Annotated in this window: 28 protein-coding genes; 9 read left to right on the top strand and 19 right to left on the bottom strand. The window is 61.9% G+C overall.

The window, feature by feature from the left end; all coding sequences use genetic code 11:
* Positions 1-114: 114 nt before the first annotated feature.
* Positions 115-255 carry a hypothetical protein gene (locus tag NKG60_RS00140; protein ID WP_352973748.1) on the top strand — a complete coding sequence of 47 codons (141 nt, stop codon included), beginning with the start codon at positions 115-117 and terminating at the stop codon, positions 253-255.
* Positions 239-445: an SIP domain-containing protein gene (locus NKG60_RS00135; RefSeq protein ID WP_352973746.1), complete on the top strand. Its 207-nt coding sequence runs from the start codon at positions 239-241 to the stop codon at positions 443-445. The genes NKG60_RS00140 and NKG60_RS00135 overlap by 17 nt, the downstream gene beginning before the upstream one ends.
* On the opposite strand, the gene NKG60_RS00130 is transcribed toward NKG60_RS00135, so the two are convergent.
* From NKG60_RS00130 to NKG60_RS00085, 10 genes are all read right to left on the bottom strand, one after another.
* Positions 442-864, bottom strand: coding sequence for an aconitase X swivel domain-containing protein (locus tag NKG60_RS00130; RefSeq protein WP_352973743.1), 423 nt, complete (start codon positions 862-864; stop codon positions 442-444). The genes NKG60_RS00135 and NKG60_RS00130 overlap by 4 nt on opposite strands.
* A complete protein-coding gene (locus tag NKG60_RS00125) occupies positions 861-2,111 on the bottom strand; it encodes an aconitase X (RefSeq protein WP_352973741.1) in 1,251 nt (416 codons plus the stop codon). The genes NKG60_RS00130 and NKG60_RS00125 overlap by 4 nt, the downstream gene beginning before the upstream one ends.
* Before the next feature lie 77 nt (positions 2,112-2,188).
* The gene (locus NKG60_RS00120; RefSeq protein WP_352868826.1) at positions 2,189-3,256 is read right to left on the bottom strand and encodes an ABC transporter ATP-binding protein; all 1,068 of its coding nucleotides are present in this window, start codon (positions 3,254-3,256) and stop codon (positions 2,189-2,191) included.
* On the bottom strand, positions 3,256-4,044 hold the full coding sequence (locus NKG60_RS00115; RefSeq protein ID WP_031194613.1) for an ABC transporter permease: 789 nt from the start codon (positions 4,042-4,044) through the stop codon (positions 3,256-3,258). Before NKG60_RS00115 ends, NKG60_RS00120 begins: the two co-directional genes overlap by 1 nt.
* Positions 4,044-4,913 (bottom strand): ABC transporter permease, encoded by an 870-nt coding sequence (locus tag NKG60_RS00110; protein ID WP_352868823.1) that lies wholly within the window; start codon positions 4,911-4,913, stop codon positions 4,044-4,046. The genes NKG60_RS00115 and NKG60_RS00110 overlap by 1 nt, the downstream gene beginning before the upstream one ends.
* A 66-nt stretch (positions 4,914-4,979) precedes the next feature.
* Positions 4,980-6,041 (bottom strand): ABC transporter substrate-binding protein, encoded by a 1,062-nt coding sequence (locus NKG60_RS00105; RefSeq protein WP_352868821.1) that lies wholly within the window; start codon positions 6,039-6,041, stop codon positions 4,980-4,982.
* A 53-nt stretch (positions 6,042-6,094) separates the two neighbouring features.
* On the bottom strand, positions 6,095-7,069 hold the full coding sequence (locus NKG60_RS00100; RefSeq protein ID WP_352868819.1) for a PfkB family carbohydrate kinase: 975 nt from the start codon (positions 7,067-7,069) through the stop codon (positions 6,095-6,097).
* Positions 7,066-8,121 (bottom strand): ADP-ribosylglycohydrolase family protein, encoded by a 1,056-nt coding sequence (locus NKG60_RS00095; protein WP_352868888.1) that lies wholly within the window; start codon positions 8,119-8,121, stop codon positions 7,066-7,068. The genes NKG60_RS00100 and NKG60_RS00095 overlap by 4 nt, the downstream gene beginning before the upstream one ends.
* A gap of 3 nt (positions 8,122-8,124) precedes the next feature.
* Positions 8,125-8,850, bottom strand: a complete 726-nt coding sequence (locus NKG60_RS00090; protein WP_352868885.1) for a GntR family transcriptional regulator — start codon at positions 8,848-8,850, stop codon at positions 8,125-8,127.
* 168 nt (positions 8,851-9,018) lie between these two features.
* Positions 9,019-9,273, bottom strand: coding sequence for a hypothetical protein (locus NKG60_RS00085; RefSeq protein WP_352868816.1), 255 nt, complete (start codon positions 9,271-9,273; stop codon positions 9,019-9,021).
* A 275-nt stretch (positions 9,274-9,548) separates the two neighbouring features.
* On the opposite strand from NKG60_RS00085, the gene NKG60_RS00080 reads away from it, so the two are divergent.
* Positions 9,549-9,881: a hypothetical protein gene (locus NKG60_RS00080; protein ID WP_352868814.1), complete on the top strand. Its 333-nt coding sequence runs from the start codon at positions 9,549-9,551 to the stop codon at positions 9,879-9,881.
* Between the two features lie 142 nt (positions 9,882-10,023).
* Here the strand turns inward: NKG60_RS00080 and NKG60_RS00075 are convergent, their stop codons facing one another.
* Positions 10,024-10,707: a hypothetical protein gene (locus NKG60_RS00075; protein ID WP_352868882.1), complete on the bottom strand. Its 684-nt coding sequence runs from the start codon at positions 10,705-10,707 to the stop codon at positions 10,024-10,026.
* Between the two features lie 431 nt (positions 10,708-11,138).
* Here NKG60_RS00075 and NKG60_RS00070 point away from each other — a divergent pair, with 431 nt between their 5' ends.
* The gene (locus NKG60_RS00070; RefSeq protein WP_352868811.1) at positions 11,139-11,453 is read left to right on the top strand and encodes a hypothetical protein; all 315 of its coding nucleotides are present in this window, start codon (positions 11,139-11,141) and stop codon (positions 11,451-11,453) included.
* Between the two features lie 153 nt (positions 11,454-11,606).
* Here the strand turns inward: NKG60_RS00070 and NKG60_RS00065 are convergent, their stop codons facing one another.
* The 4 genes from NKG60_RS00065 to NKG60_RS00050 form a co-directional block, all read right to left on the bottom strand.
* A complete protein-coding gene (locus tag NKG60_RS00065; protein ID WP_352868808.1) occupies positions 11,607-11,840 on the bottom strand; it encodes a DUF2934 domain-containing protein in 234 nt (77 codons plus the stop codon).
* 86 nt (positions 11,841-11,926) lie between these two features.
* On the bottom strand, positions 11,927-12,139 hold the full coding sequence (locus NKG60_RS00060) for a hypothetical protein (RefSeq protein WP_352452715.1): 213 nt from the start codon (positions 12,137-12,139) through the stop codon (positions 11,927-11,929).
* Positions 12,140-12,263: 124 nt separating this feature from the next.
* On the bottom strand, positions 12,264-12,569 hold the full coding sequence (locus NKG60_RS00055; protein WP_352564278.1) for a DUF1236 domain-containing protein: 306 nt from the start codon (positions 12,567-12,569) through the stop codon (positions 12,264-12,266).
* A gap of 341 nt (positions 12,570-12,910) precedes the next feature.
* Positions 12,911-13,207 (bottom strand): hypothetical protein, encoded by a 297-nt coding sequence (locus NKG60_RS00050; protein WP_352564277.1) that lies wholly within the window; start codon positions 13,205-13,207, stop codon positions 12,911-12,913.
* A gap of 292 nt (positions 13,208-13,499) precedes the next feature.
* Here NKG60_RS00050 and NKG60_RS00045 point away from each other — a divergent pair, with 292 nt between their 5' ends.
* Entirely contained in the window at positions 13,500-13,670 is a 171-nt protein-coding gene (locus NKG60_RS00045) for a hypothetical protein (protein ID WP_352973736.1), read from the top strand.
* A gap of 14 nt (positions 13,671-13,684) precedes the next feature.
* Here the strand turns inward: NKG60_RS00045 and NKG60_RS00040 are convergent, their stop codons facing one another.
* The 3 genes from NKG60_RS00040 to NKG60_RS00030 all read right to left on the bottom strand — a co-directional run bounded on the left by NKG60_RS00040 (position 13,685) and on the right by NKG60_RS00030 (position 15,045).
* Positions 13,685-13,846: a hypothetical protein gene (locus tag NKG60_RS00040; protein ID WP_352973734.1), complete on the bottom strand. Its 162-nt coding sequence runs from the start codon at positions 13,844-13,846 to the stop codon at positions 13,685-13,687.
* Positions 13,847-14,229: 383 nt separating this feature from the next.
* Positions 14,230-14,634, bottom strand: a complete 405-nt coding sequence (locus NKG60_RS00035) for a hypothetical protein (RefSeq protein ID WP_352671698.1) — start codon at positions 14,632-14,634, stop codon at positions 14,230-14,232.
* Between the two features lie 3 nt (positions 14,635-14,637).
* Positions 14,638-15,045, bottom strand: coding sequence for a hypothetical protein (locus NKG60_RS00030; RefSeq protein WP_352868802.1), 408 nt, complete (start codon positions 15,043-15,045; stop codon positions 14,638-14,640).
* 513 nt (positions 15,046-15,558) lie between these two features.
* On the opposite strand from NKG60_RS00030, the gene NKG60_RS00025 reads away from it, so the two are divergent.
* The 4 genes from NKG60_RS00025 to NKG60_RS00010 all read left to right on the top strand — a co-directional run bounded on the left by NKG60_RS00025 (position 15,559) and on the right by NKG60_RS00010 (position 17,654).
* Positions 15,559-16,386 (top strand): class I SAM-dependent methyltransferase, encoded by an 828-nt coding sequence (locus NKG60_RS00025; RefSeq protein WP_352868800.1) that lies wholly within the window; start codon positions 15,559-15,561, stop codon positions 16,384-16,386.
* A gap of 280 nt (positions 16,387-16,666) precedes the next feature.
* Complete coding sequence (locus NKG60_RS00020) at positions 16,667-17,020, top strand: hypothetical protein (protein WP_352868798.1); 354 nt, start codon at positions 16,667-16,669, stop codon at positions 17,018-17,020.
* A gap of 42 nt (positions 17,021-17,062) precedes the next feature.
* On the top strand, positions 17,063-17,275 hold the full coding sequence (locus tag NKG60_RS00015; RefSeq protein WP_352671690.1) for a hypothetical protein: 213 nt from the start codon (positions 17,063-17,065) through the stop codon (positions 17,273-17,275).
* 73 nt (positions 17,276-17,348) lie between these two features.
* Complete coding sequence (locus NKG60_RS00010) at positions 17,349-17,654, top strand: hypothetical protein (protein ID WP_023675713.1); 306 nt, start codon at positions 17,349-17,351, stop codon at positions 17,652-17,654.
* A gap of 39 nt (positions 17,655-17,693) precedes the next feature.
* Here NKG60_RS00010 and NKG60_RS00005 read toward each other — a convergent pair whose 3' ends face one another.
* Entirely contained in the window at positions 17,694-18,125 is a 432-nt protein-coding gene (locus tag NKG60_RS00005) for a DoxX family protein (RefSeq protein WP_352868794.1), read from the bottom strand.
* Positions 18,126-18,460 lie beyond the last annotated feature (335 nt).

Here is an 18,460-nt window from a genome sequence, read left to right as displayed (position 1 = left end):
AGTCTATGAACTTAGTAGAATTATAGGCCAGAGAGGCAGTTCGCGGTCAAGCTAGCGGGATAGAATATCGTGCCAATGTTTGTGCCGGCCCGGCAACTTTGTTTGGCTGGGCAAGTGCCTCTGAGAAAAGAGCGCGCCGGCCGGGTAAGGGCAGTCGGCGTGGCTTTCGTCGAGATCGCCGACGAAGGCGAACGGCAGGCCATCGACAACGCGACCGGCATGGCTGCCGAGAAATGGCGTGCAGGCCGGCGTTGACGACAGGCTGGCGCACGCCATCCGGTCGGTCGCATGGCCGACCGGTTTGGCATTCGGCTGGTTCGCGGCCGAAGCGGCTGCTGCCAGGACGGTGCGCGAACACTGGCGCGGTACACTGGCGCTCGGCCGCAACGAAACACTGGCGGCAGCCTATTGGCGGCGGGGCGCGGCGGGACTGATGGCCGGCTAGAGCTTGCTCACCATCGCTTGCGCATCTTCGCCCAGACCGATGGCGATCCGGTCGCCAGAGACAATACCTGTTGTGTCGCAGACGACCAGCGGCATGCTGATGTCGTAGAGGAATTCGGCAACGATGGCGCCAACGGCAAGGATCGGGTCCGGCCGCTCCAGGATAATGCCGGCCGGCGCCGTGCCCCTGCGGATCGCTTCGGCCAGAACCGAAGACGAGGACGACGACCCCCGCCCGCTCGGCATCACCAGGATCTTGCCGGCGATATTGCCGCCCAGGTCCGGATGCGAATAGTCGATGATGTCGCCCGTTTCGACGTCGATCCCGCCCCAGAAGCTGAGCGCCTGCGAAAGCACCAGCGCCGGGCCTTGTGCCGAGCCGGAAAGGTGGAATGTACCGGTTCTGGCCGGCGCCTTCATGGCGCGGCTCGCACGACGCGGCCGGCCGCAGCCGAGCGGACGCAGTCCTCCATGTCACCGAAGGCCACCGAGACACCGATATTGCCAGGTGCGTAATGCGCCCATTTGCCCGAATTGGTCATCACCACGCCATCGAGACGCTCGAGGATCGACGTGACATAGGTGCAGGTGTCGGTGACCGGAACGAGGCCGAAGGCTTCCATGCCGGCCAGTGCGCCTTCGTCCTGCAATCGCGTCAGCGTGGCACGCCCTGTGTTGACATAGATCGGGACGCCCCTGCCCGGCGCAACTTCGCGCAGCAGCGGCAACAGACGCATCCACTCTTCATGGGAGAAATGCGGCGTGCCTAACGACACGGCTGCAAGCTGCACGCCGTCGGGGACGCTCGACAGCCTGACCAGCGCATGGTGGATGTCAGCGCGAGAGATCCGGATTTTTTCCTCCGGCACTAGGCCGTGCAAGGCCTCATCCAGCGTCTCCGCCTCCGGCGTGATGCCGACGGCATGAAATAGCGCCACCGCACCCGTCGTTGCCGCCGCCGCCCCCAGCGCCTTCAGTTGGTCCTCGTCGCGCGGCTGCGGCAGACCCGATATGACAGGGATGCGGTCGCCAGCCCTGTGCCCAACGATCAGCCCGACGCCGACAAACAGGGCGTCGCTTGGCTCGAAAGCAGCGTCAGTCAGCTCAAACAGGATCTGGCCTCGTCGATTTTCACTCAGATGCAGCCCCCAGGCCGGCGCGCGCCCGGTCATTGCGCAGCACAAATCGATGAAATCGCCATAGCGGTTGGTCCGCGCGCCGATCACCGAATTGGCAAAGACGATGGCGTTGGATTCACCCCAGGCGATCTGCTCGCCGAACCTTGGCCGGAACCGAGTCTGATAGGGTGCGCAGGTGAAGGTCGCCTGGCAGCCGAGTTCCAGATGCGCATTCATCAGGCGTCGCGCCGGCGCTTCTTCCGCGGCCGGCATCTTCACCAATCCGGGATGGATCAGATCGAACGAACCTACGTTCAGCGTCGTCGGCACCCGAACGCGGCCGCCGCCCTCGATCAGCCTTTCGACGAAATCGAGGCTGGCCTGGCCGTGATAGAGGCAGCCGTCGATATGCGCACCGGCAATATCCAACAATTTGTGCGCGCCGACCGCCTTCGAAAAGGCAACCAGGATCTTCATGGCGGCAGCCGCTGCCGAGCCTTGCTCGCCATGCAGCATCGACTGGTCGCCCGCATTCAATTCAAGCGACATCGAGTATTCCGCTCACACTTTGCCCGACCATGCTCCCCGATTGCGGACCGCCTGGCAAGACTGAAGGATTGGATCTGCTAGCTCGCGTCGATCAGCACCGTACTCTCCGACGACCAGCGCAGCACCACCTCTTGTCCTTCCGCCAGCTTTTCGATGCCGGTGTTCTGCACGATGACCTTGATTGTCTGGCCATCGCGATCGACAAAATACGTGCTGTTGTTGCCGGCGAAGATGCGCTTGGAAACCCGCCCCGTGAGCATGTTGGCACGGGCTTCGTCCGGAACGCCGGCATTGGTGGCGATGCGGATTCGTTCAGGCCGCACGGCGCAACTCGCCTTCATGCCGGCGACAAGCGTAACCCCCGCGCCTGCGGCAATCCCCGTTCCGTCAGGCAGCCGGATGCCCGTACCAGTGGCGTTGCCGCGAAGGATGTTGGCGTCGCCTAGGAAGGTGGCGGCAAACTCACTCTTCGGCCGATCGTAGATCTCCTCGGGAGGGCCTTCCTGCACCAGCTTGCCATCGCGCAGAATGCCGATGCGGTCGCTCATCGTCAGCGCTTCTTCCTGGTCGTGGGTGACGAAGATCGTGGTGATGCCGATCTCGCGCTGAATACGCTTCAATTCGATTTGCATGTCCACGCGCAGCGCCTTGTCGAGCGCGCCGAGCGGCTCGTCGAGGAGAAGCACGCGCGGCGTGGTGACGATCGCGCGAGCGAGCGCCACCCGTTGGCGCTGGCCGCCGGAGAGCTGGTGCGGCCGGCGACCACCGAGCGTGCCGAGTTGCACGAGGTCGAGTGCGCGCTGCACCTCGCTGGCAATCACCGCCTTGGGCTCGCCGCGCACCGACAGTCCGAAGGCGACATTGTCGGAGACGCTCATATTGGGAAAGAGCGCGTAGTTCTGGAACACCATGCCGATGCGCCGCTTCTCCACCGGCACCCGCTCAACACTTTCGCCGCCTATGGAGATGCGACCAGAGTCGGGAAAGTCGAAGCCTGCGATCTGGCGCAGCAGCGTGGTCTTGCCGCTGCCGGAGGGACCGAGCAGGGCGTAGAAGCCGCCGTCGGCGAAATCGATCGAGACATCGTCCAGCGCCTTGTGCGCGCCAAAACTGCGCGACACATTCGATACCTGCACGCCCGCCATTATTTCTCTCCGCCGAATTTGAAGAAGCGCGCCGTCAGCAGCATCAGCGCCATCGACACAACAATGATGATCGTCGAGACAGCATTGATCTCGGGCGTGAAACCCTTGCGGATCGCCGCGTAGATTTCGACCGGCAGCGTCGTTTGGCCGGGCGTCGACAGAAAGTAGGAGACGACGAACTGGTCGAAGGACACGGCGAAGGCGAACAGCCCGCCGGCAATGACGCCCGGCATGATCCAGGGCAGCGTGACGCGGTTCGTCACCTGCCATTGATTGGCGCCGAGCGAGCGCGCCGCCTCTTCCAGCTCCGGCGCAAATGTCTGCAGCCGGGCCGAGACGACGACGATGACATAGGGCAGCGCCAACGCCACGTGGCCGAGCAGGATGGCATGCAGCCCGCGGCCGATGCCAACGCCGAAAAAGAAAATCAGCATCGCCGTGCCAGTGATCAGCCACGGTATGGCGATCGGCGGAAACAGTAGCGCCTGCAGGAATTTCTTACCGCGGAAGTCGTAGCGATAGAGCCCTAGCGACGCCGCGGTGCCGAGCGCGGTGCAGATGATGGTAGTGATGACGGCGATCTCGACGCTGTTTCGCGTGGCCGCGATCAGCTGATTGTTCTGCCAGAGCGAGGCATACCATTCCGTCGTCCACTCGAACGGCAGCTGGTAAAAGGGCGAGACGTTGAATGACATCAGCGCCATGATGATGATGGGCAGGTACAGGAAGGCGAGCAGCATCAGAATGTAGACCCGGCCGAGCCATTCCAGGATTCGGGTCGTCGCCACTAAGCGGCCCTCCGCAGCACCGGCGAAGTAACCGCCAGGATGACCAGCACCACAGCCAGCAGGATAAAGGACAGTGCGGCACCCAGCGGCCAGTTGAACACGGCAACGAACTGGTCCTCGATGACAGTGCCGTAGAAGGTGCCGGTGCGGCCGCCGAGGATGCGCGGTTCCATGAACGAGCCAACGACCGGCACGAAGATGAGTACTGCGCCCGCCACTAGCCCCGGCATCGACAGCGGAATCATGACCCGCTTCAGCACCTGCAGCCGCGAGGCGCCGAGCGAGCGCCCGGCCTCGATCAGCGAGTCATCGATGGCCTGCAGGGTCAGATAGCAGGTCAGCACCATGTAAGGCACGTAGGAGTGCACCAGCCCGATGATGACGGCCGGATAGGAATACATGAGATCAATGTTGATCTCGAACGGCAGCACGGCGTTGAGCGCTGTGTCGAGAATGCCCCCTTCACGCAGCACCATCGCCCACGAGAAGATGCGCACCAGCCCGTTCGACCAGAACGGCAGGATGACGAGCAGGAAAATCGCCTCGCGGCTGCGGCCTTTCAGCACCTTGGCCAGCACGTAAGCGGCGGGATAACCGATGACGATGCACCACAGCGTCACCTCGAGGCCGAGGCGCAGCGAGGCCACCAGCAATGTCAGGTAAAGGCTTTGTGAAAAGAAGGCGGCATAGTTTTCGAGCGTGAATGCCCACGGTTTTCCCGACAGCGGCAGGTCGGTCATGAAGGAGAAGAAGACCATGGCTGAGAGCGGCAGGAAAATTGCAACCGTCAGCCAGAGATAGGCAGGCGCCAGAAGCGGCAAGGCCGATCTCAGCCCGCTGCGCGACGCGGCTGCGATCTGTACTGCCATGACATCTTCTCCCAGGATAGGAAGGATCAGCCGACATTGATGGTCGGCTGATCGCGGCTTCTGCTGTTACTTCACGTCGACCTTGAGCTGCTGCCAGAGTGCCAGATAGGTCTCGCGCTGCGCATCAGTAATCGGCGCTTGGAACTGGATGCGCTTGGCGACTGCCGGGTCGCCCATCACCTTGCGGTTGAAGGAACCCTCTGGCAGCGCTTCGACCGCCTTGGTGTTGGCCGACACCGGCGCGCCGACCTTGGTGACCCATTCGACATAGAACTTCGGGTCGATCATGTAGTTGATGAAGGCTTGCGCCCCGGCGACGTTCTTGGAACCGGCCGGAATGGAAAAGGCGTCAAGCCAGGCGACGGCACCCTCCTGGGGAATGACCAGCGAGACCGGCAGCTTGAAATGCGTCTTGGCGCGGTCGGCCGAGCCGCTCCAATAGGTGCCGATGTCGATCTGGTTGGAGGCAACCATCTGGTTCCAGTCGTTCTCCGAGCTCCAGAACGTCTTGATCTGCGGCATCAGCGAGGTCAGCTTCGCCTTGACCGCCTCCATGTCCTTGACGTCGTTGATGTTCTGGCCGGTAGCGATGGCGCCGAACTGCACGGCCTCGACGGCATCGTCACGGATGGTAACGCGGCCCTTGTGGGCGGGATCCCACATTTCGGCGATGCTGGTCGGCGGCTTGTCGAATGACTTGTCGTTGATGGCGAGCGCCGTCAGCCCCCAAACCCACGGCACCCCATAGACCTTGCCGTCATGGACGAGCATCGATGATCCGGCCTTGTCCTTGCTGATGTCGGCATAGTTCGGCAGCTTGGACGTGTCGATCGGCTGAATGAGCTTTTCCGCCATCGCCTGATCGTTGAAGGCGGCATTGATCATGACGACATCGTAAAGGCCGGGATTGGTCCTGAGCTTGGTCAGCATTTCCTGTTCGGAATTGAAGAAGTCGTTGACGACCTTGTTGCCGGTTGCCTTTTCGAAGGCGGCTATGGCCCAGGGCTCGTCGGCGCCATAGCCCTTCCAGTTGAGTACGTGCACCTCGTCGGCCCTGGCGGCCAGCGTAAGGGCCGAAGCGAAGACAGCGGTTGCCGTCAGAAAAGCAGTCAGTTTGGGCATGCGCATGTTCGTTCCTCTCATTATTACCCGGTTGGCGGGCTTGTTATCCCATTAGGCTGTCAGAAATGGGCCTCTTGCTTCCGGCCATGCACGGTCGTCGGTCGATCGTCATGGCTGAGGAATCGCTGGATCTCCTGGTCGTTCGGCGCCGACGACCCGCCGTGGCGGGTGACCGAGAGCGCCGCCGCCGCATTGGCGTAACGCGCCGCTTCGAACGGCGACACGCCATGCGACAGCGCGCTGACGAAGGCGCCGATATGAGTGTCGCCGGCGCCGTTGGTGTCTACCGCCGCGACCTTGAACCCGGGCACATCTTGGGCGGTGCCGTCGGCCAGCCGCACGAAGCAGCCTTTTGCGCCAGCGCGGACGACCACGCCTGCCGCGTTGGGGCAGTGGCTGGCCAGCAGCCGGGCAGCAATAGCCTCGACATCGCCGGTGCCGGCGATCTCAGCCGCTTCGGCGGCGTTGCAGCTCAGCCAGCTCGTGCGCGCCAGCACCCGGTCGAGAATGGTGCGCGGAATGTCTGAGATGATCGGCGTCGGATCGAAGACTAAAGGAATTTCCGCCGGCAGCACCTCGATCCAGTCGACAAGCGCCTCTCGGCTTCCCGGATAGCTAAGCGTATAGCCGGAGGTGAACACCCAGTCGCCCGGTGCGACCGAGATGAGCGCCATCATGTCAGGGCTGAGCAAACTCTCTGCACCAGGCCACGAGACGAAGGTACGCTCGGCATCGCTCGAGATCATGGCGACGCAATTGCCACTGTCCAGAACCGGCGATGGCGGCGTCAGTATCTCGATCCCCTCAGCGGCTAAGGCCGTGCGCAGGAAGTCGCCATTGGGTCCGCTGCCGAGCTGGCCGCCGAACACCACCTTCATGCCGGTGCGGCTAGCCGCGACCATCATGTTGAAGCCGCCACCGGCAACTTGCGCATAGCTAGACGCGGTCTTCTCCGTGCCCGGTGCCGGCAAGGCGTCGATACGGTAGACATAGTCGACCACCGCGCTGCCGACATGGACGAGACGCCCCTTCATGCCGCCGCATCCTTGCCGCTACTGGTCTTGTCCACACGGCCCTTGGACATCCGCGCCACAACAAGGTCGGCGGCGAGCGCGCTGACCTCCGTCATGTCGATACCTTTGAGGCCAGCAATGCGGTTCTGAGGCAATAGGGAAAGGCCGGTGCAGGCACCGGCCATGCCGGCCGCGATGGCGCCGATCGTGTCGGTGTCGCCACCGAGATTGGCGCTGATGACTGCCGCCTGCCAGGGATCACCGCTGGCGACTTCCAGCACCGCGAATGCAGCAGGGACGGATTCCTGACTGGCGACGCCTGTGCCGACCAGCTCGGTGATCAGCCGGATCGCGTCCTTCGTCGGCTTGCCGCGTACGAGCTCCTGCGCCCACCCAATGCGCGCGGCGATGTCACCGCCGGTCACCCAATGGCCGAGCGTTTTCCCGTGCCTTGCCGCGGCGATGGCGCTGTCGGAAGCGGCGCGCCAATCGCCGCCGGCGACGCCGTAACTGACAGCGGCCGCAACTGCAGCTGCGGACGCAATGGCAATCGAGGTGTTGTGCGTCGCACGGCAGGTCTCGGCAACTTTGGCGACCAGCGCTTCCAGCGGCTCCGGCGGCATCATGATGCCGACTGGCGCGATGCGCATGGCCGCACCATTTGTGTCGCCGCCGCGCCCCGCTTCCTCCGGCGCCACGCCACTTTTGATGGCGTCGATGGCGCGTTTGGTCGATGGTCCCAGCAGGTCGTAGCTGCCGCGCGCTTTGACGTCGCGCTCCCAGTCGAGCAGCGCGTTGACCCACCGCGCATGGTCGAACGAGTTACCGGATTCGACCAGGATGCGGCCAAGCAGAAGCGCCTGTTCGGTGTCGTCGGTGATCGTTCCGGCCGGGAGTCCCTTCGACACCGGATGGTCGGCGAAAGGAGAAATGAAGCCTTCGACATGGCCGTAGAGTTCGCCAATCCGGGCCGGCGACAAAAGCTGCGTCGGCATGCCCAGCGCATCTCCCAGTGCCCCGCCGACAAGCGCTCCCATGGCCCGATCGGTCATGTTCCCGGCGTCGTCCAGCATCACTCAGAACCTCATGTGCAGCGCAAAATGCGCCGGGTTGAGCAGGCTGGTCACATATTCGATCGGCCGGTCATCGGCCGCACGCGTCAACCGACGACCGCGCAGGAACGGCGTGCCTTGCGGGCAGCCGAGGATGGCGGCGTCCTCTGCGTTGAGCATTTCGATGCCGACCCATTCCTCGCCATGGTCTGGAATGAGGCCGGCGCCGCGCAGCGTCTGGTGCAGCGAGCCTTCGCGCAGCCCACGCAACGGCACGTCCTCCAGTTCGGGTGACAATGGCAGGCGGCTGCGCTCGATGGAGATAGCATGGCCGTCGCTGGCATTGGTGCGCACCCGGTCAACAGCGATGAAGAACGGATTTTCTATTCCAAGCAGTGCGGCAAGATCGGGGTCCTCGATCACCTCGAGCCGCAGTGTCCGCGTTTCGGCATTGGCGCCGGCGTTGGCGAGCGCCCGCGACCAACCGATTGAGTCATCAACGGGCTTGCCATCGAAGGTGACGAAAGAGCCGATGCCGACCTTCGTGGTGATCAGCCCGCGGCTGGACAGTTCCTCGAGGCCCTTACGGACGGTGTTGCGGCTGACGGAGAAACGCTGGACGAGCTCGTTCTCGCTTTGCAGCCGGTCGCCGAAGCCGAGGACACCGGAGCGGATTTCCTGTTCGAGAACGGTGGCGATCTGTTCGGGCTTGCCCGTGCCGGGAGACGATGGAACCACGCGGCGGACCATAAGCATACCTGTTCATTGCACCTGTATAATCCTGTGCAATGTATCTGCAAAGCCAGCTCTGTCAACCAACAGCGGGAGGGGCCACACAGATAAACCAACCTACTTGATGATACCCAGTGGCCATGAAGCCATGCGAGGTGCGGCGGGCGAACGGGGTCGCTGGAGATGTCACTGTTCGCTGCTGGAAGACCCCTCGACTGCCCCGTCACCATCTGCAGAATGCGGCAGAATGCCGAAGTCGCGCGACTTGGTCCCATGCGCCGCCGTCAGGAAACCATCGGCTGTGAGACCTCGCCTCAAAAGCTCACGTACAGCGGCCGACCGGCTCGGCATGTGCTTGTCGAAGCGCCAGTTCTCCAATGCCGCCAGTTCATCGACGGTCAGCATGATCTGCAATCGTTCCGGGCGTTCCAGTTCGGACATCTCGGCCTCCAATCATACCAGCCTAAATGCAGCTGAGTTAGTATGTTCCTAATTTTCTGTAGAATTAGGTACGTGAGCAGAATGCGTCAAGGCCTTCAGATGAGCGAGTCATGCAGAAGTCCGATGAAGCGGATCAAGCATCAAATGGGTAATCAACAAAATACGCTAACTATTTGACATAAAATAGTTTTTAAGGAATTTCGCTTGCCAATCACGGAACCTGGGCGCATGGTAGAACACGAGGGACAAACCGCTCCTGAAGGGAAGGTTTTTCCATGCGCTACGGATTTTCGGTTCGCCTGCACGAAGACGTCAGTTCCCGAGTTCGGGCTACATTGCGGTCCGGGATTGCTATCAATCTGACTGCTGTCGCCGAAGCCGCGCGACTGCAGAACCTCGCCGAGAATGTTGCGCGCGAAGACATCGAATGGCTCGTCATGCAAGCAGCCCAGCTCTACGGGGCGGCTATCGAGTTCGACGGCTTCGCGGAAACCGATCTGGCGGAATTTGCGTGCCCTCAGCTAACGCAAAGCAGCCCCGCAGTGGGCTGGGATTCCCTGGAAGACGGAGCGTCCGCTTCGCCGGATCTTGGCCGTCAAACGCATTGAGGCGCGTGCTCTTGTGAGCCCCACCATGCTGCCGCCACGTGCCCCGGCAAAAAGCCCGCCGCAATGGCGGGCTCTGGGCTGCTGGAGGTTTGGTGGACGAAGCCTCTAGGCCCGGTCCGACATTTCATCTGATGTATTCGCCTTAGCGGCGGGCGATAAGCAGGCACAATTGGCGCAGATCGCTGTCGTAAGTGCCTTCGCTGCTGAGCACGTCAACGCAGCGCTTTTTCATTCTGGCCAACTTGTCGCCCGACATGTCGGCAACGACCTGGGGCAAGCTGGGATTGCTGGGATTGGACGGGCTGCCCGGGTTGGGCGGATTGCCCGGATTGCTTCCCCCACCGATCCCGACACCGGCGCCGACATTGATGCCACTGCCGACCGTGACCCCGGCGCCAGCGTTAACGCCGCTGCCGATACCTACCCCGGCGCCCGCCGCGATGCCGCTGGAACCGCCGATCGTCGCGCCGGCACCGGCGTTGATGCCGCTTCTGCCCCCGACCGATGCGCCGGCGCCCGCGGCTAAGCCACTGGAACCGCCAATCGTTGCGCCGGCACCGGTGTTAACGCCGCCGCTGCCGCCCACCGAGGCACCGAGGCCTGCCTTGATGCTGCCGCTGCCACCAACCGTTGCGCCGGCACCGGCGTTGATGCCGCCGCGACCGCCAACCGTCGCGCCGAGGCCGGCTTTGATGCCGCCGTTGCCGCCGACGGATGTTCCAACACCAACGGCAATTCCGTCCGCGGCATTCACGGGCATCGAGAGCATGAAAATAACTGCGCTGCCTGCCACCGCATCGGTGATTGTTTTGATTATGGTGGTCATAACACTCTCCTTGCTGTAGTTGCGCTGAACAGCCCGCGACGTCGCCGGTTGCATACCTACTAATTTGCAAGAAGATGATCGGTTTCTTTGACGATCAACTCGCTGGCTCCATGGTATATTTTCAAAAAAAAACCGCGCGAAATTTGTAGTGAAATTTTCTGAAAGTTTTACTTCTGGATGACCTCTACCGATTGAAGCGATGCGAGAGTCAGCTGACGGCCGCCGCAACAGACGAACGTCGCGACGGTTGGCGGCCAAAGAAGGCGAATTCCTAATCTGCAAACCACAACATCAAACCGACCCACGGCAATAGAACAATGGGCCGAGAAGTCCGCGCTGCGCCGGTTTGCTTCACCTGCTGCGTCATTTTTGCCGGAACCTTTGCATCACCCGGGTTGTTTTCTCTGTAGTCGCCACATGATGATAGCCGAATGATGGAGATCAACATGCTTATGAAAATCCTGACAGCTTCCATACTTGCAGCCGGTCTGGCGACCGCGGCGATGGCCCAGAACGCCGGATCGGACAACAACGCGCCTGGCAGCGAGAAGAGCATCGTCGTCCAGCCCAAGCCGAACGGTATTGACCCTGGCACGACCAGCAGCACGATGGGTACGACAGGTGCCATGAACTCCAATGCGGATGAAAACTGCCCTGCAACCCCGCAAGGAGCTCAACCCGATGCGTCCAACAAACCTGCCGGGACGATTTCACCGACTGTCAACGACAACAATTGCGGTAAGTAGTTACCCGCACCAATCGGGCTTACCATCGCAAGTGGGCTTGCGGCAGCAGGACCGGTCAGGACTGGTTCCGCTGCCGATCACGGAACGACGTGCGCCAAGTTGATGGGCTCAACCAACTGCGAGATCCAGCGTTGGAATCAAATCCGCTCGAGTTCACGCTTTACGTGGTCGCGCCTTGGGTTTGCTTCCGTCCTTGGTGGCGGGCGTCGTCTTAGGCTGACGTGGTGTCGGCTTCGGCCGGCTGGCAGTCTTCTCTTTCGTGGCGATTTCTGCGTCGATTTCGGCGGTAGCCTGATCCCAATGCTGCTGATGCGCCCCGTCGGGCCTGCCTGCCTGTTCCCAGATCGCGTGTGCTCGCTGGCGAATCCGTTCCTGCCTGTCCGTCACTGATACCTCCGTCGGCTCGGTTCATGCGTAAACAACTTTGTTTTAGCTGAAATTTCGACCGGCGTCTTGAGCGGCAGGCAACACCGTCATTGAACCTCTCTGTCACACAGGACGGCGACCCCGAGGAGCGCCGCCTTCTTGATGATCAGCCCTTCAAGGTCCGCGTCCGAGCGCTCGGTTCCGGTGCGTTCGCGCAACAGTGCTATCGCTGCCTTCATCGACAGCAGGCCATCGCCTCGTTCAGCAAGCAGTTTGTCGACGGCTGCGGCCACGTTGACCGGCTCGACATGCGGCAGCATGGGAATGGCTCCTTTCCTTGTTTCGAGACGACAGCGGCTCCATCCCGATCCCTCGGGATGGAGCTCTGATTTGGTTATTAGACCGTGACCTTTCCAAACCCGGTTCGCGGTTTGGGAACGCCGATCACTCGATGACCTGCACGATCTTGCGGGTGCCTGGGTCGACGAGCACGGTGCGATTGCCGACGACAACGTATCTGTAATGTACGTCGGGAACATCGATCGGCTGCAGCTCGACCGTATCGGGCAACGTGGAACCGATATTGAGCTCCACCCCCAGAAGATTGATCGACGCCAGCGGGTGCTTGTGGACGTATTCGCGGATGACCGTCTGCTGTTCGGGCGTGACAATCACCTGGTCCGCGGTGGCCACGCCGACGCCGGCAAGCAACGCCAATCCCGCCGCAGCAGGAACAAGGTGGATTTTCATCGTCTACTCCTGTTGTTACGGGCCTCGCCCTTACAATTGCGACACGGCATTCCGGTCGAAGCGGCGAACCCTCTAGGCAAACGCCCACGCCACCTTGTTGTTCCGTAAGTGGCGGCTAATCGAATAACGGTGAAGTGCCCGCGCGATGCGGCGAATGCACTGCGAATGAACGGCGGTGGCCCGCGTCGCAAGACGCGGGCCGATCGGTTTCCCGATCAGCAGCAATACCGGAGGGGGTGATATCTACTGCGTCTAAAATAACATTTAGGACAAGCTAATGTTCCTAAGCGAGTGCAACAAACCTGCCGGCGCAAGCGGCGCGAAGTTGCCGCTCGTCGCTGCTACTGCTTTGGCGGCTGTGGCGGCACCTCGCCGGGCTTGATCACCGGGGTCCTGCCCTCATCCGGCGGTGGCGCCGCCATGCCCTGATCGCCCGTTGGCGGCGGCTTCAGGACCCCACCGCATGGCTCGAGCGTATCGGACAAATTGTTGCCGGCCGGCTTCTGCTGCTGGCTGTTCTTGTCGGGCGGCTCGACTTTGCAGCGGTCGGATTGCGCCTGTTCGCCCGGCTGCGCGGCCGCCGGCACCGCCAGCACCAGCGCACCTAGCATATACGGCAAGAAAATGAGCGGTCTCATGTCAAGCTCCTTTCGCGCCAAGATCTTCTGAATGTGCCAAGATCTTCTGAATGTGAAGGCAGGCAGGCGCGATTGGTTCCGTCGTGCGGCAATGCGCCTGGAACCGCAGTGGCCCGGAACCGGACGCCAGACTTATGAGTTCAACCACTGAGCCAATTCAGGGCCGCTGACATTATGGAGAACCGGCGATGGAACCGCGCAGGAAAGATCGAACCGACGACGAGACCGAGAGCCCGACGATCCAGCAACAGGACTGGATGCCATCCGGAGCGGGAGAATCCTCCCTGACGGCGTGCCGCAAAACGGCGATATTCGCTATGACGTCGAGAAAGACGGCGAACTGCCGGAGGAAGATGACGATAACGCTTATCAGGAAAGCGACGAGGCCTTGCCGGACGATGCCGACGAACGCGTCATTTCGCGCGACCTTGCAAGCGAGGGTGGTTCTTTCGACGAGGAATGAGCCGCCGCCTGCTTTCAATTCGGGAGGTCGAAGACCGGCTCCTGGCAGCGATAGACCAGACATCGACCGTCACGCGTCTTGATATACGCGGCGCGCGGCACCTGCGGCCAGTCGCATTCATTGCCGAATTGGCGGACGTAACGGTCGTAGGTGTTCTGGCCGGTGGTCAGCACCACCGAGCGATCAGAAGCTGTGCCTGTTCGCACATCATCGCGCGGCTGTCCGGCCGAGCGTCGGCCGTCGCGGCAAACAGAAGCGCCCCGGCTGTCAGGACTGCCGCTTGTGTCAGCACTCTGGCAAGCATGAAACCACCTCCCGCTAAGCCTGACGCGCATGCTGCTCTGGCAGCGCCGGATCGAGCCGCCCTGTCGCGAAAGAAAGATCGTACAGAATGCGAGGAAAAATGCAAAAAGCCCGCCGCACCTTTCGGCGCGGCGGGCTCCAACTGAACGTCACTATTTCGTCGCGCTTGGGCGGCTTACTCCTCCTTCACCGGCCCGAACCGGCGCACGATCATTTCGAAGACGATGTCTGATAAGGCCGATAGGCGGCAAGCTGGTTAGTGCGGCGCCTCCGGTCCAGCTCCGCCAGCAGGCTGAGATATTCCTTCCTTGCCGCCCGGCTGTGCGAGGCCTTTTGCGGGGCCTTGTCTTTCGAGAAACGGCCGGAGGACGGCTTCGAGGCCGCGGATGCGCTGCCTGATTTCGTCATCGCTCAATGCATCCAGATTGTTGATGTTGACACTAAGATCCTTGGGCAGCACCGACAGCACCAGCTTCAGGTACTGGTCGGGTTTTTCGGCGCGCACCTCAGCGATGACGCCGGCGCCATGGGCGCGAAAATCGGCGCGGATCGCCTCTAGGAAACCATCGGCCAGCGTCTTCTTCGCGCGCTTGGTTCGGCCGGGCTTGCCGGGTGCTTGATCGTGCGGCTGCGGATCGCCGGCGGAAGGGGCCCTGGCCATGCCCTACTCCGCCTTCCCGGCGGAGATCGCCGGCTTCTTGTTGGCCGGCCGCACGATGCGCTTGCGCGGCTTCGCCTTCTTGCCGGCGCGTGCCGACTTCGGCTTCCGCAGCTGGCTTGCCGGTCTCGCATCAGTCGTCGTGCCGGGCTTCATCGCACCGGCGTCAGGCAAGGCATTCAGCCTTGCCCTGAGAATTGCCATCGCCTTGCCGTCGAGTGCTCCCGACGGGAAGCCGAAGCCGCCGACCGCATCGACGGTACCGCCACGCATCATGCCGATCCGCACGCCGGCTGCGACCTGCTCGAAGCGGCCATGGCGGGCATAGGGTGCGGCGCCGGCGAACTCGCCAATGGCGCTGACGACCTCTCGGCCGTCATCGTCGGTGATGATGGTGGCGTAACGGTTGGACATGGGGGCTTCTCTGAAGTGGGCGCACGGGGGCGCGTTAATCTGAGGATCGTCGGGGTCGCGTTCCGTCGCGCCCCCCTCTGTCCTGCCGGACATCTCCCCCACAAGGAGGGAGATTGGCCGTCATCACCGCTTTCGCCAATTTTGTAGGATGCAAAAAAGTGCTGTCGCCCAAGCTGCCGATCTCCCCACTCGTGGGGGAGATGTCCGGCAGGACAGAGGGGGGCGCTGTCCCGCCGACTTACAGCCGGCAGCACGCACATCATTCGATCGAAAAGGAGCCTAAAACAAAAAACCCGCCTCGGCGGGCGGGTCCTTGGAGCCAATTAGCACCATACCCAGATTAGTAGCATAGCTGCCGGCACAAAGCAAGAACAAAATGTGGCACCGGCTGGAAAAAATGCACTGACGACCTCACACCCCCTCGGTGAACGGCTGGAAAGAGTGCGAAAAAGGCGGGGCATTGCGTGAGGCTTGCGTTGATGGGATGGTGGTTGCGCTTGAGGGGAACGCGTCATGGGCAATGTCACCAGTCACTACGGCAGCGAGGGCAGCGACGGCATCGTCGATCGCATATTGGCCGCGATCCCGGACGCCGACCCGGCCGGCAAACTCGCGGCGGCGCAACTCTATCCGTTCGATCAGTTCCATGGCCGCGAACTGACCGCCACGCAGGAGCATGCGGCCCGTCTTGCTCCTTTGCCGACAGATCGAATCCTGGATATCGGCAGCGGCATTGGCGGGCCGGCAAGGTTTCTGGCCTCGACCTATGGCTGCGAGGTCGACGGCATCGACCTGACACCAGCCTTTGTCGCCGCGTCGAGCCGACTGACTGCATTCAGCGGACTGGCAGACAAAGTTCGCTTCCATCAGGCCGACGCAACGAAACTGCCTTTTGGCGACAGCACCTTCGATGCGGCGATCTGCTTCTATGTCGGCATGAACATCGAGAATAAGGCCGCGGTCATCGACGAGGCCTGGCGCGTGCTGAAACCGCGAGGCAGGCTGATCTGGACCGAAGCCGCGCTCGCCGGCGGCGAGCCTTACTATCCCGTGCCCTGGGCGGTTTCTGCGGAGACCAGCCACCTCGCCGATCGGGAAACCTTGAAAACCCTGTTTGTCGATGCCGGATTTCGCATCGACGAAATCGTCGACGAAACCGGCGAACATGTTGAGCTGGCGCTGAAGAGAGCCAATTCCGGCATCGTGCCCTCGCCGGCCCAGCAGCAGGCAAATGAAGTCGTCATGGGCACGGAATTCCTGCAGCGCCGCCGCAACTACATCCGAAGCCTGAGTGACGGAAAGCTCGCCTCGCTCGCCGTGATCGTCTCCAAACCGGCCTAAAACAAAAAACCCGCCTCGGCGGGCGGATCGTTGGAGCCAATTAGCACCATACCCAATTTAGTAGCATAGCTGCCGGCACAAAGCAAGAACAAAATGTGGCGCGGCGGCAAAAAAAATGCGAACACCCTCCTCATCGGCTCCTTTGCTGGCGCCGCGCGACCACTTCTGAATTTCACGCCCTTTCGACCGGCAGGACTGCAATAGAAATTTTGGCCGGAACCGGCTTGTTGCGTGGTCAATTCGATGCTTTGCTGCACGCCTTGGTTGAGGGCGGGAAATCATGAATATTGCAAGGCGTTATCTGGCGGCTGTCATTGGCGCTGCCATGCTCACCGGATGCACAACGATCAGCGAAAACGAATACAAGAATGCTCAAGCCATCATCGGCGGCAGCCCGGCAATCAAGCGCAGCGTGATAACGGGTTGCATTGCACGCCAGGCTGCCAGACCGCTGGTGGAAAGGAAATCCGAAAGCACGATCATGAACGCCAGCCTGGCAAGCTTCCCGACGACATTTTGCAATCGTCTTTGGAATGCGTTTGCAAAAGGACGCATAACCTATGCGGATTACCAGGATCTCTCCTCGTCGACGGCCGACCACAGCAAGGTGATCAAGATCATGCAAGGCCGGTAACCATCCCGTTTCTGCTGCAGCCAAACAAATCAAGGTCTCGACATGGAAGACGGTTCGAGCTCTCCGCTCGGCATTATTATCAGCTGGCTCCCGATGGTTCTGATGCTCGGGGTGTTCGGCTATTTCGTCATGAAACTCCTGCGCGTTCAGCGCGGGTCAGTCGCGGCTCTCGAGGCCATTGCGCAGAAGCTGAGCGACATCGACGCTCGCCTGGCCAAGAACGCCGCGGAGCCATCGCCACCCGACCGGTCGTAGACCTGGCCGCCGTCCCACACTGGATCGCAACGCGCGCTGGCGCGTTTGAACCCTAGCCAATGGGAGCAAAGCTATGAACGTCGCCAATCTGCAACTCGAAGGCCTGCTTATGGCCATCGCATCGATCAATCAGGTGCTGGTCCGCAAGGGCGTGCTCTCCGTCGAGGAGATCGACATCGCATTGCGCAAGGCCGAAGCCAGCGAGACCAACGAGGAAAGGTCTGAAGGCATGTCGGCGTCGAGCCGCGACGCCGTCAACTTCCCGATCCGACTGCTGGAGTTGGCCAACCAATGTCAGCCGGAGACGGACATGCCGTCCTTCTCGAAACTGGCGCGCATGGTCGGCCAGATCAAGGAACCTTACAACGACCAAATGTGACGCGGCGACCGAGAATGACCGCCGCAGCAAGCTTTGGCGTCACCCCCTGCCAAGCTTCAGCGCCAGGACGCGGCCCGGCCCATGCACGGCGGCGAACAGCAGCCCGGCCAGGAAGGTGAAGTGATCGACGAAGAAGCCGAACTCCGCCTGGTTGCCGGCCCAGTGCGACGGCCCGTGGAAGGCGAAGCCCAGGAACAGCACATAGGCGCCTGCGACGAGTGCTGCCCAGGAGAAGAAGGCGCCCGTCAGGAAGCATAGAACGAGGACGACCTCGAGCAGGGCTGCGCACCAGGCCAGGAACAGCGGGAATGGAAACCCGGCCGCCGCGATATAGCCGGCGGTGGCGCCGATATCGACGAATTTGAATATCACCGCCATCAGGAAGACGGCGGCAAAGATCAGGCGGGCGATAAGGATTGCCGCGGTCTGCCACGGCGACTGAACGGTTGATCGAGCGGTTTCCAAGGTCATGATGTCCTCCCAAGAGTTACGTGGTTGTGCCCCAAGGACGCACCACCAGCCGCAAGCCCGACATCATCCCCCGAAAAACCTGAGAGATACAAGCGCGGGGCGAGAAGGCCTTGCAGGACCAGGGTTCCTCGCCCTCACGAAGTGGGGGAGAGGTGGCGCGGCGAAGCCGCGACGGAGAGGGGGCCTTCGCCTGCAAGGAAGAAAAGCCCCTCTCCGGCCGCGTCGCGGCCACCTCTCCCCCCGCTTCGCGCGCTATCGGATTCACACATTTTGCAGATTGAGTTTGGTTCCGTACTTGATGGCGTGGAATTCGGCGAGGCCGATGCGCATGACCT

The organism is Mesorhizobium sp. M1428 (genome assembly GCF_040317515.1).
GTDB lineage: Bacteria > Pseudomonadota > Alphaproteobacteria > Rhizobiales > Rhizobiaceae > Mesorhizobium.
Note: the sequence above shows the minus strand (reverse complement) of the source record. Positions and strands in the feature narration are given on the sequence as shown.

What these genes read in the sequence shown, in the direction of transcription:
- NKG60_RS00130 (WP_352973743.1), bottom strand. Translation starts at nt 864, where the DNA reads ATGAAGGCGCCGGCCAGAACCGGTACATTCCACCTTTCCGGCTCGGCA.
- NKG60_RS00125 (WP_352973741.1), bottom strand. Translation starts at nt 2,111, where the DNA reads ATGTCGCTTGAATTGAATGCGGGCGACCAGTCGATGCTGCATGGCGAG.
- NKG60_RS00120 (WP_352868826.1), bottom strand. Translation starts at nt 3,256, where the DNA reads ATGGCGGGCGTGCAGGTATCGAATGTGTCGCGCAGTTTTGGCGCGCAC.
- NKG60_RS00110 (WP_352868823.1), bottom strand. Translation starts at nt 4,913, where the DNA reads ATGGCAGTACAGATCGCAGCCGCGTCGCGCAGCGGGCTGAGATCGGCC.
- NKG60_RS00105 (WP_352868821.1), bottom strand. Translation starts at nt 6,041, where the DNA reads ATGCGCATGCCCAAACTGACTGCTTTTCTGACGGCAACCGCTGTCTTC.
- NKG60_RS00100 (WP_352868819.1), bottom strand. Translation starts at nt 7,069, where the DNA reads ATGAAGGGGCGTCTCGTCCATGTCGGCAGCGCGGTGGTCGACTATGTC.
- NKG60_RS00095 (WP_352868888.1), bottom strand. Translation starts at nt 8,121, where the DNA reads ATGCTGGACGACGCCGGGAACATGACCGATCGGGCCATGGGAGCGCTT.
- NKG60_RS00090 (WP_352868885.1), bottom strand. Translation starts at nt 8,850, where the DNA reads ATGGTCCGCCGCGTGGTTCCATCGTCTCCCGGCACGGGCAAGCCCGAA.
- NKG60_RS00085 (WP_352868816.1), bottom strand. Translation starts at nt 9,273, where the DNA reads ATGTCCGAACTGGAACGCCCGGAACGATTGCAGATCATGCTGACCGTC.
- NKG60_RS00080 (WP_352868814.1), top strand. Translation starts at nt 9,549, where the DNA reads ATGCGCTACGGATTTTCGGTTCGCCTGCACGAAGACGTCAGTTCCCGA.
- NKG60_RS00075 (WP_352868882.1), bottom strand. Translation starts at nt 10,707, where the DNA reads ATGACCACCATAATCAAAACAATCACCGATGCGGTGGCAGGCAGCGCA.
- NKG60_RS00070 (WP_352868811.1), top strand. Translation starts at nt 11,139, where the DNA reads ATGATGGAGATCAACATGCTTATGAAAATCCTGACAGCTTCCATACTT.
- NKG60_RS00060 (WP_352452715.1), bottom strand. Translation starts at nt 12,139, where the DNA reads ATGCTGCCGCATGTCGAGCCGGTCAACGTGGCCGCAGCCGTCGACAAA.
- NKG60_RS00055 (WP_352564278.1), bottom strand. Translation starts at nt 12,569, where the DNA reads ATGAAAATCCACCTTGTTCCTGCTGCGGCGGGATTGGCGTTGCTTGCC.
- NKG60_RS00050 (WP_352564277.1), bottom strand. Translation starts at nt 13,207, where the DNA reads ATGAGACCGCTCATTTTCTTGCCGTATATGCTAGGTGCGCTGGTGCTG.
- NKG60_RS00035 (WP_352671698.1), bottom strand. Translation starts at nt 14,634, where the DNA reads ATGGCCAGGGCCCCTTCCGCCGGCGATCCGCAGCCGCACGATCAAGCA.
- NKG60_RS00030 (WP_352868802.1), bottom strand. Translation starts at nt 15,045, where the DNA reads ATGTCCAACCGTTACGCCACCATCATCACCGACGATGACGGCCGAGAG.
- NKG60_RS00025 (WP_352868800.1), top strand. Translation starts at nt 15,559, where the DNA reads ATGGGCAATGTCACCAGTCACTACGGCAGCGAGGGCAGCGACGGCATC.
- NKG60_RS00020 (WP_352868798.1), top strand. Translation starts at nt 16,667, where the DNA reads ATGAATATTGCAAGGCGTTATCTGGCGGCTGTCATTGGCGCTGCCATG.
- NKG60_RS00015 (WP_352671690.1), top strand. Translation starts at nt 17,063, where the DNA reads ATGGAAGACGGTTCGAGCTCTCCGCTCGGCATTATTATCAGCTGGCTC.
- NKG60_RS00010 (WP_023675713.1), top strand. Translation starts at nt 17,349, where the DNA reads ATGAACGTCGCCAATCTGCAACTCGAAGGCCTGCTTATGGCCATCGCA.
- NKG60_RS00005 (WP_352868794.1), bottom strand. Translation starts at nt 18,125, where the DNA reads ATGACCTTGGAAACCGCTCGATCAACCGTTCAGTCGCCGTGGCAGACC.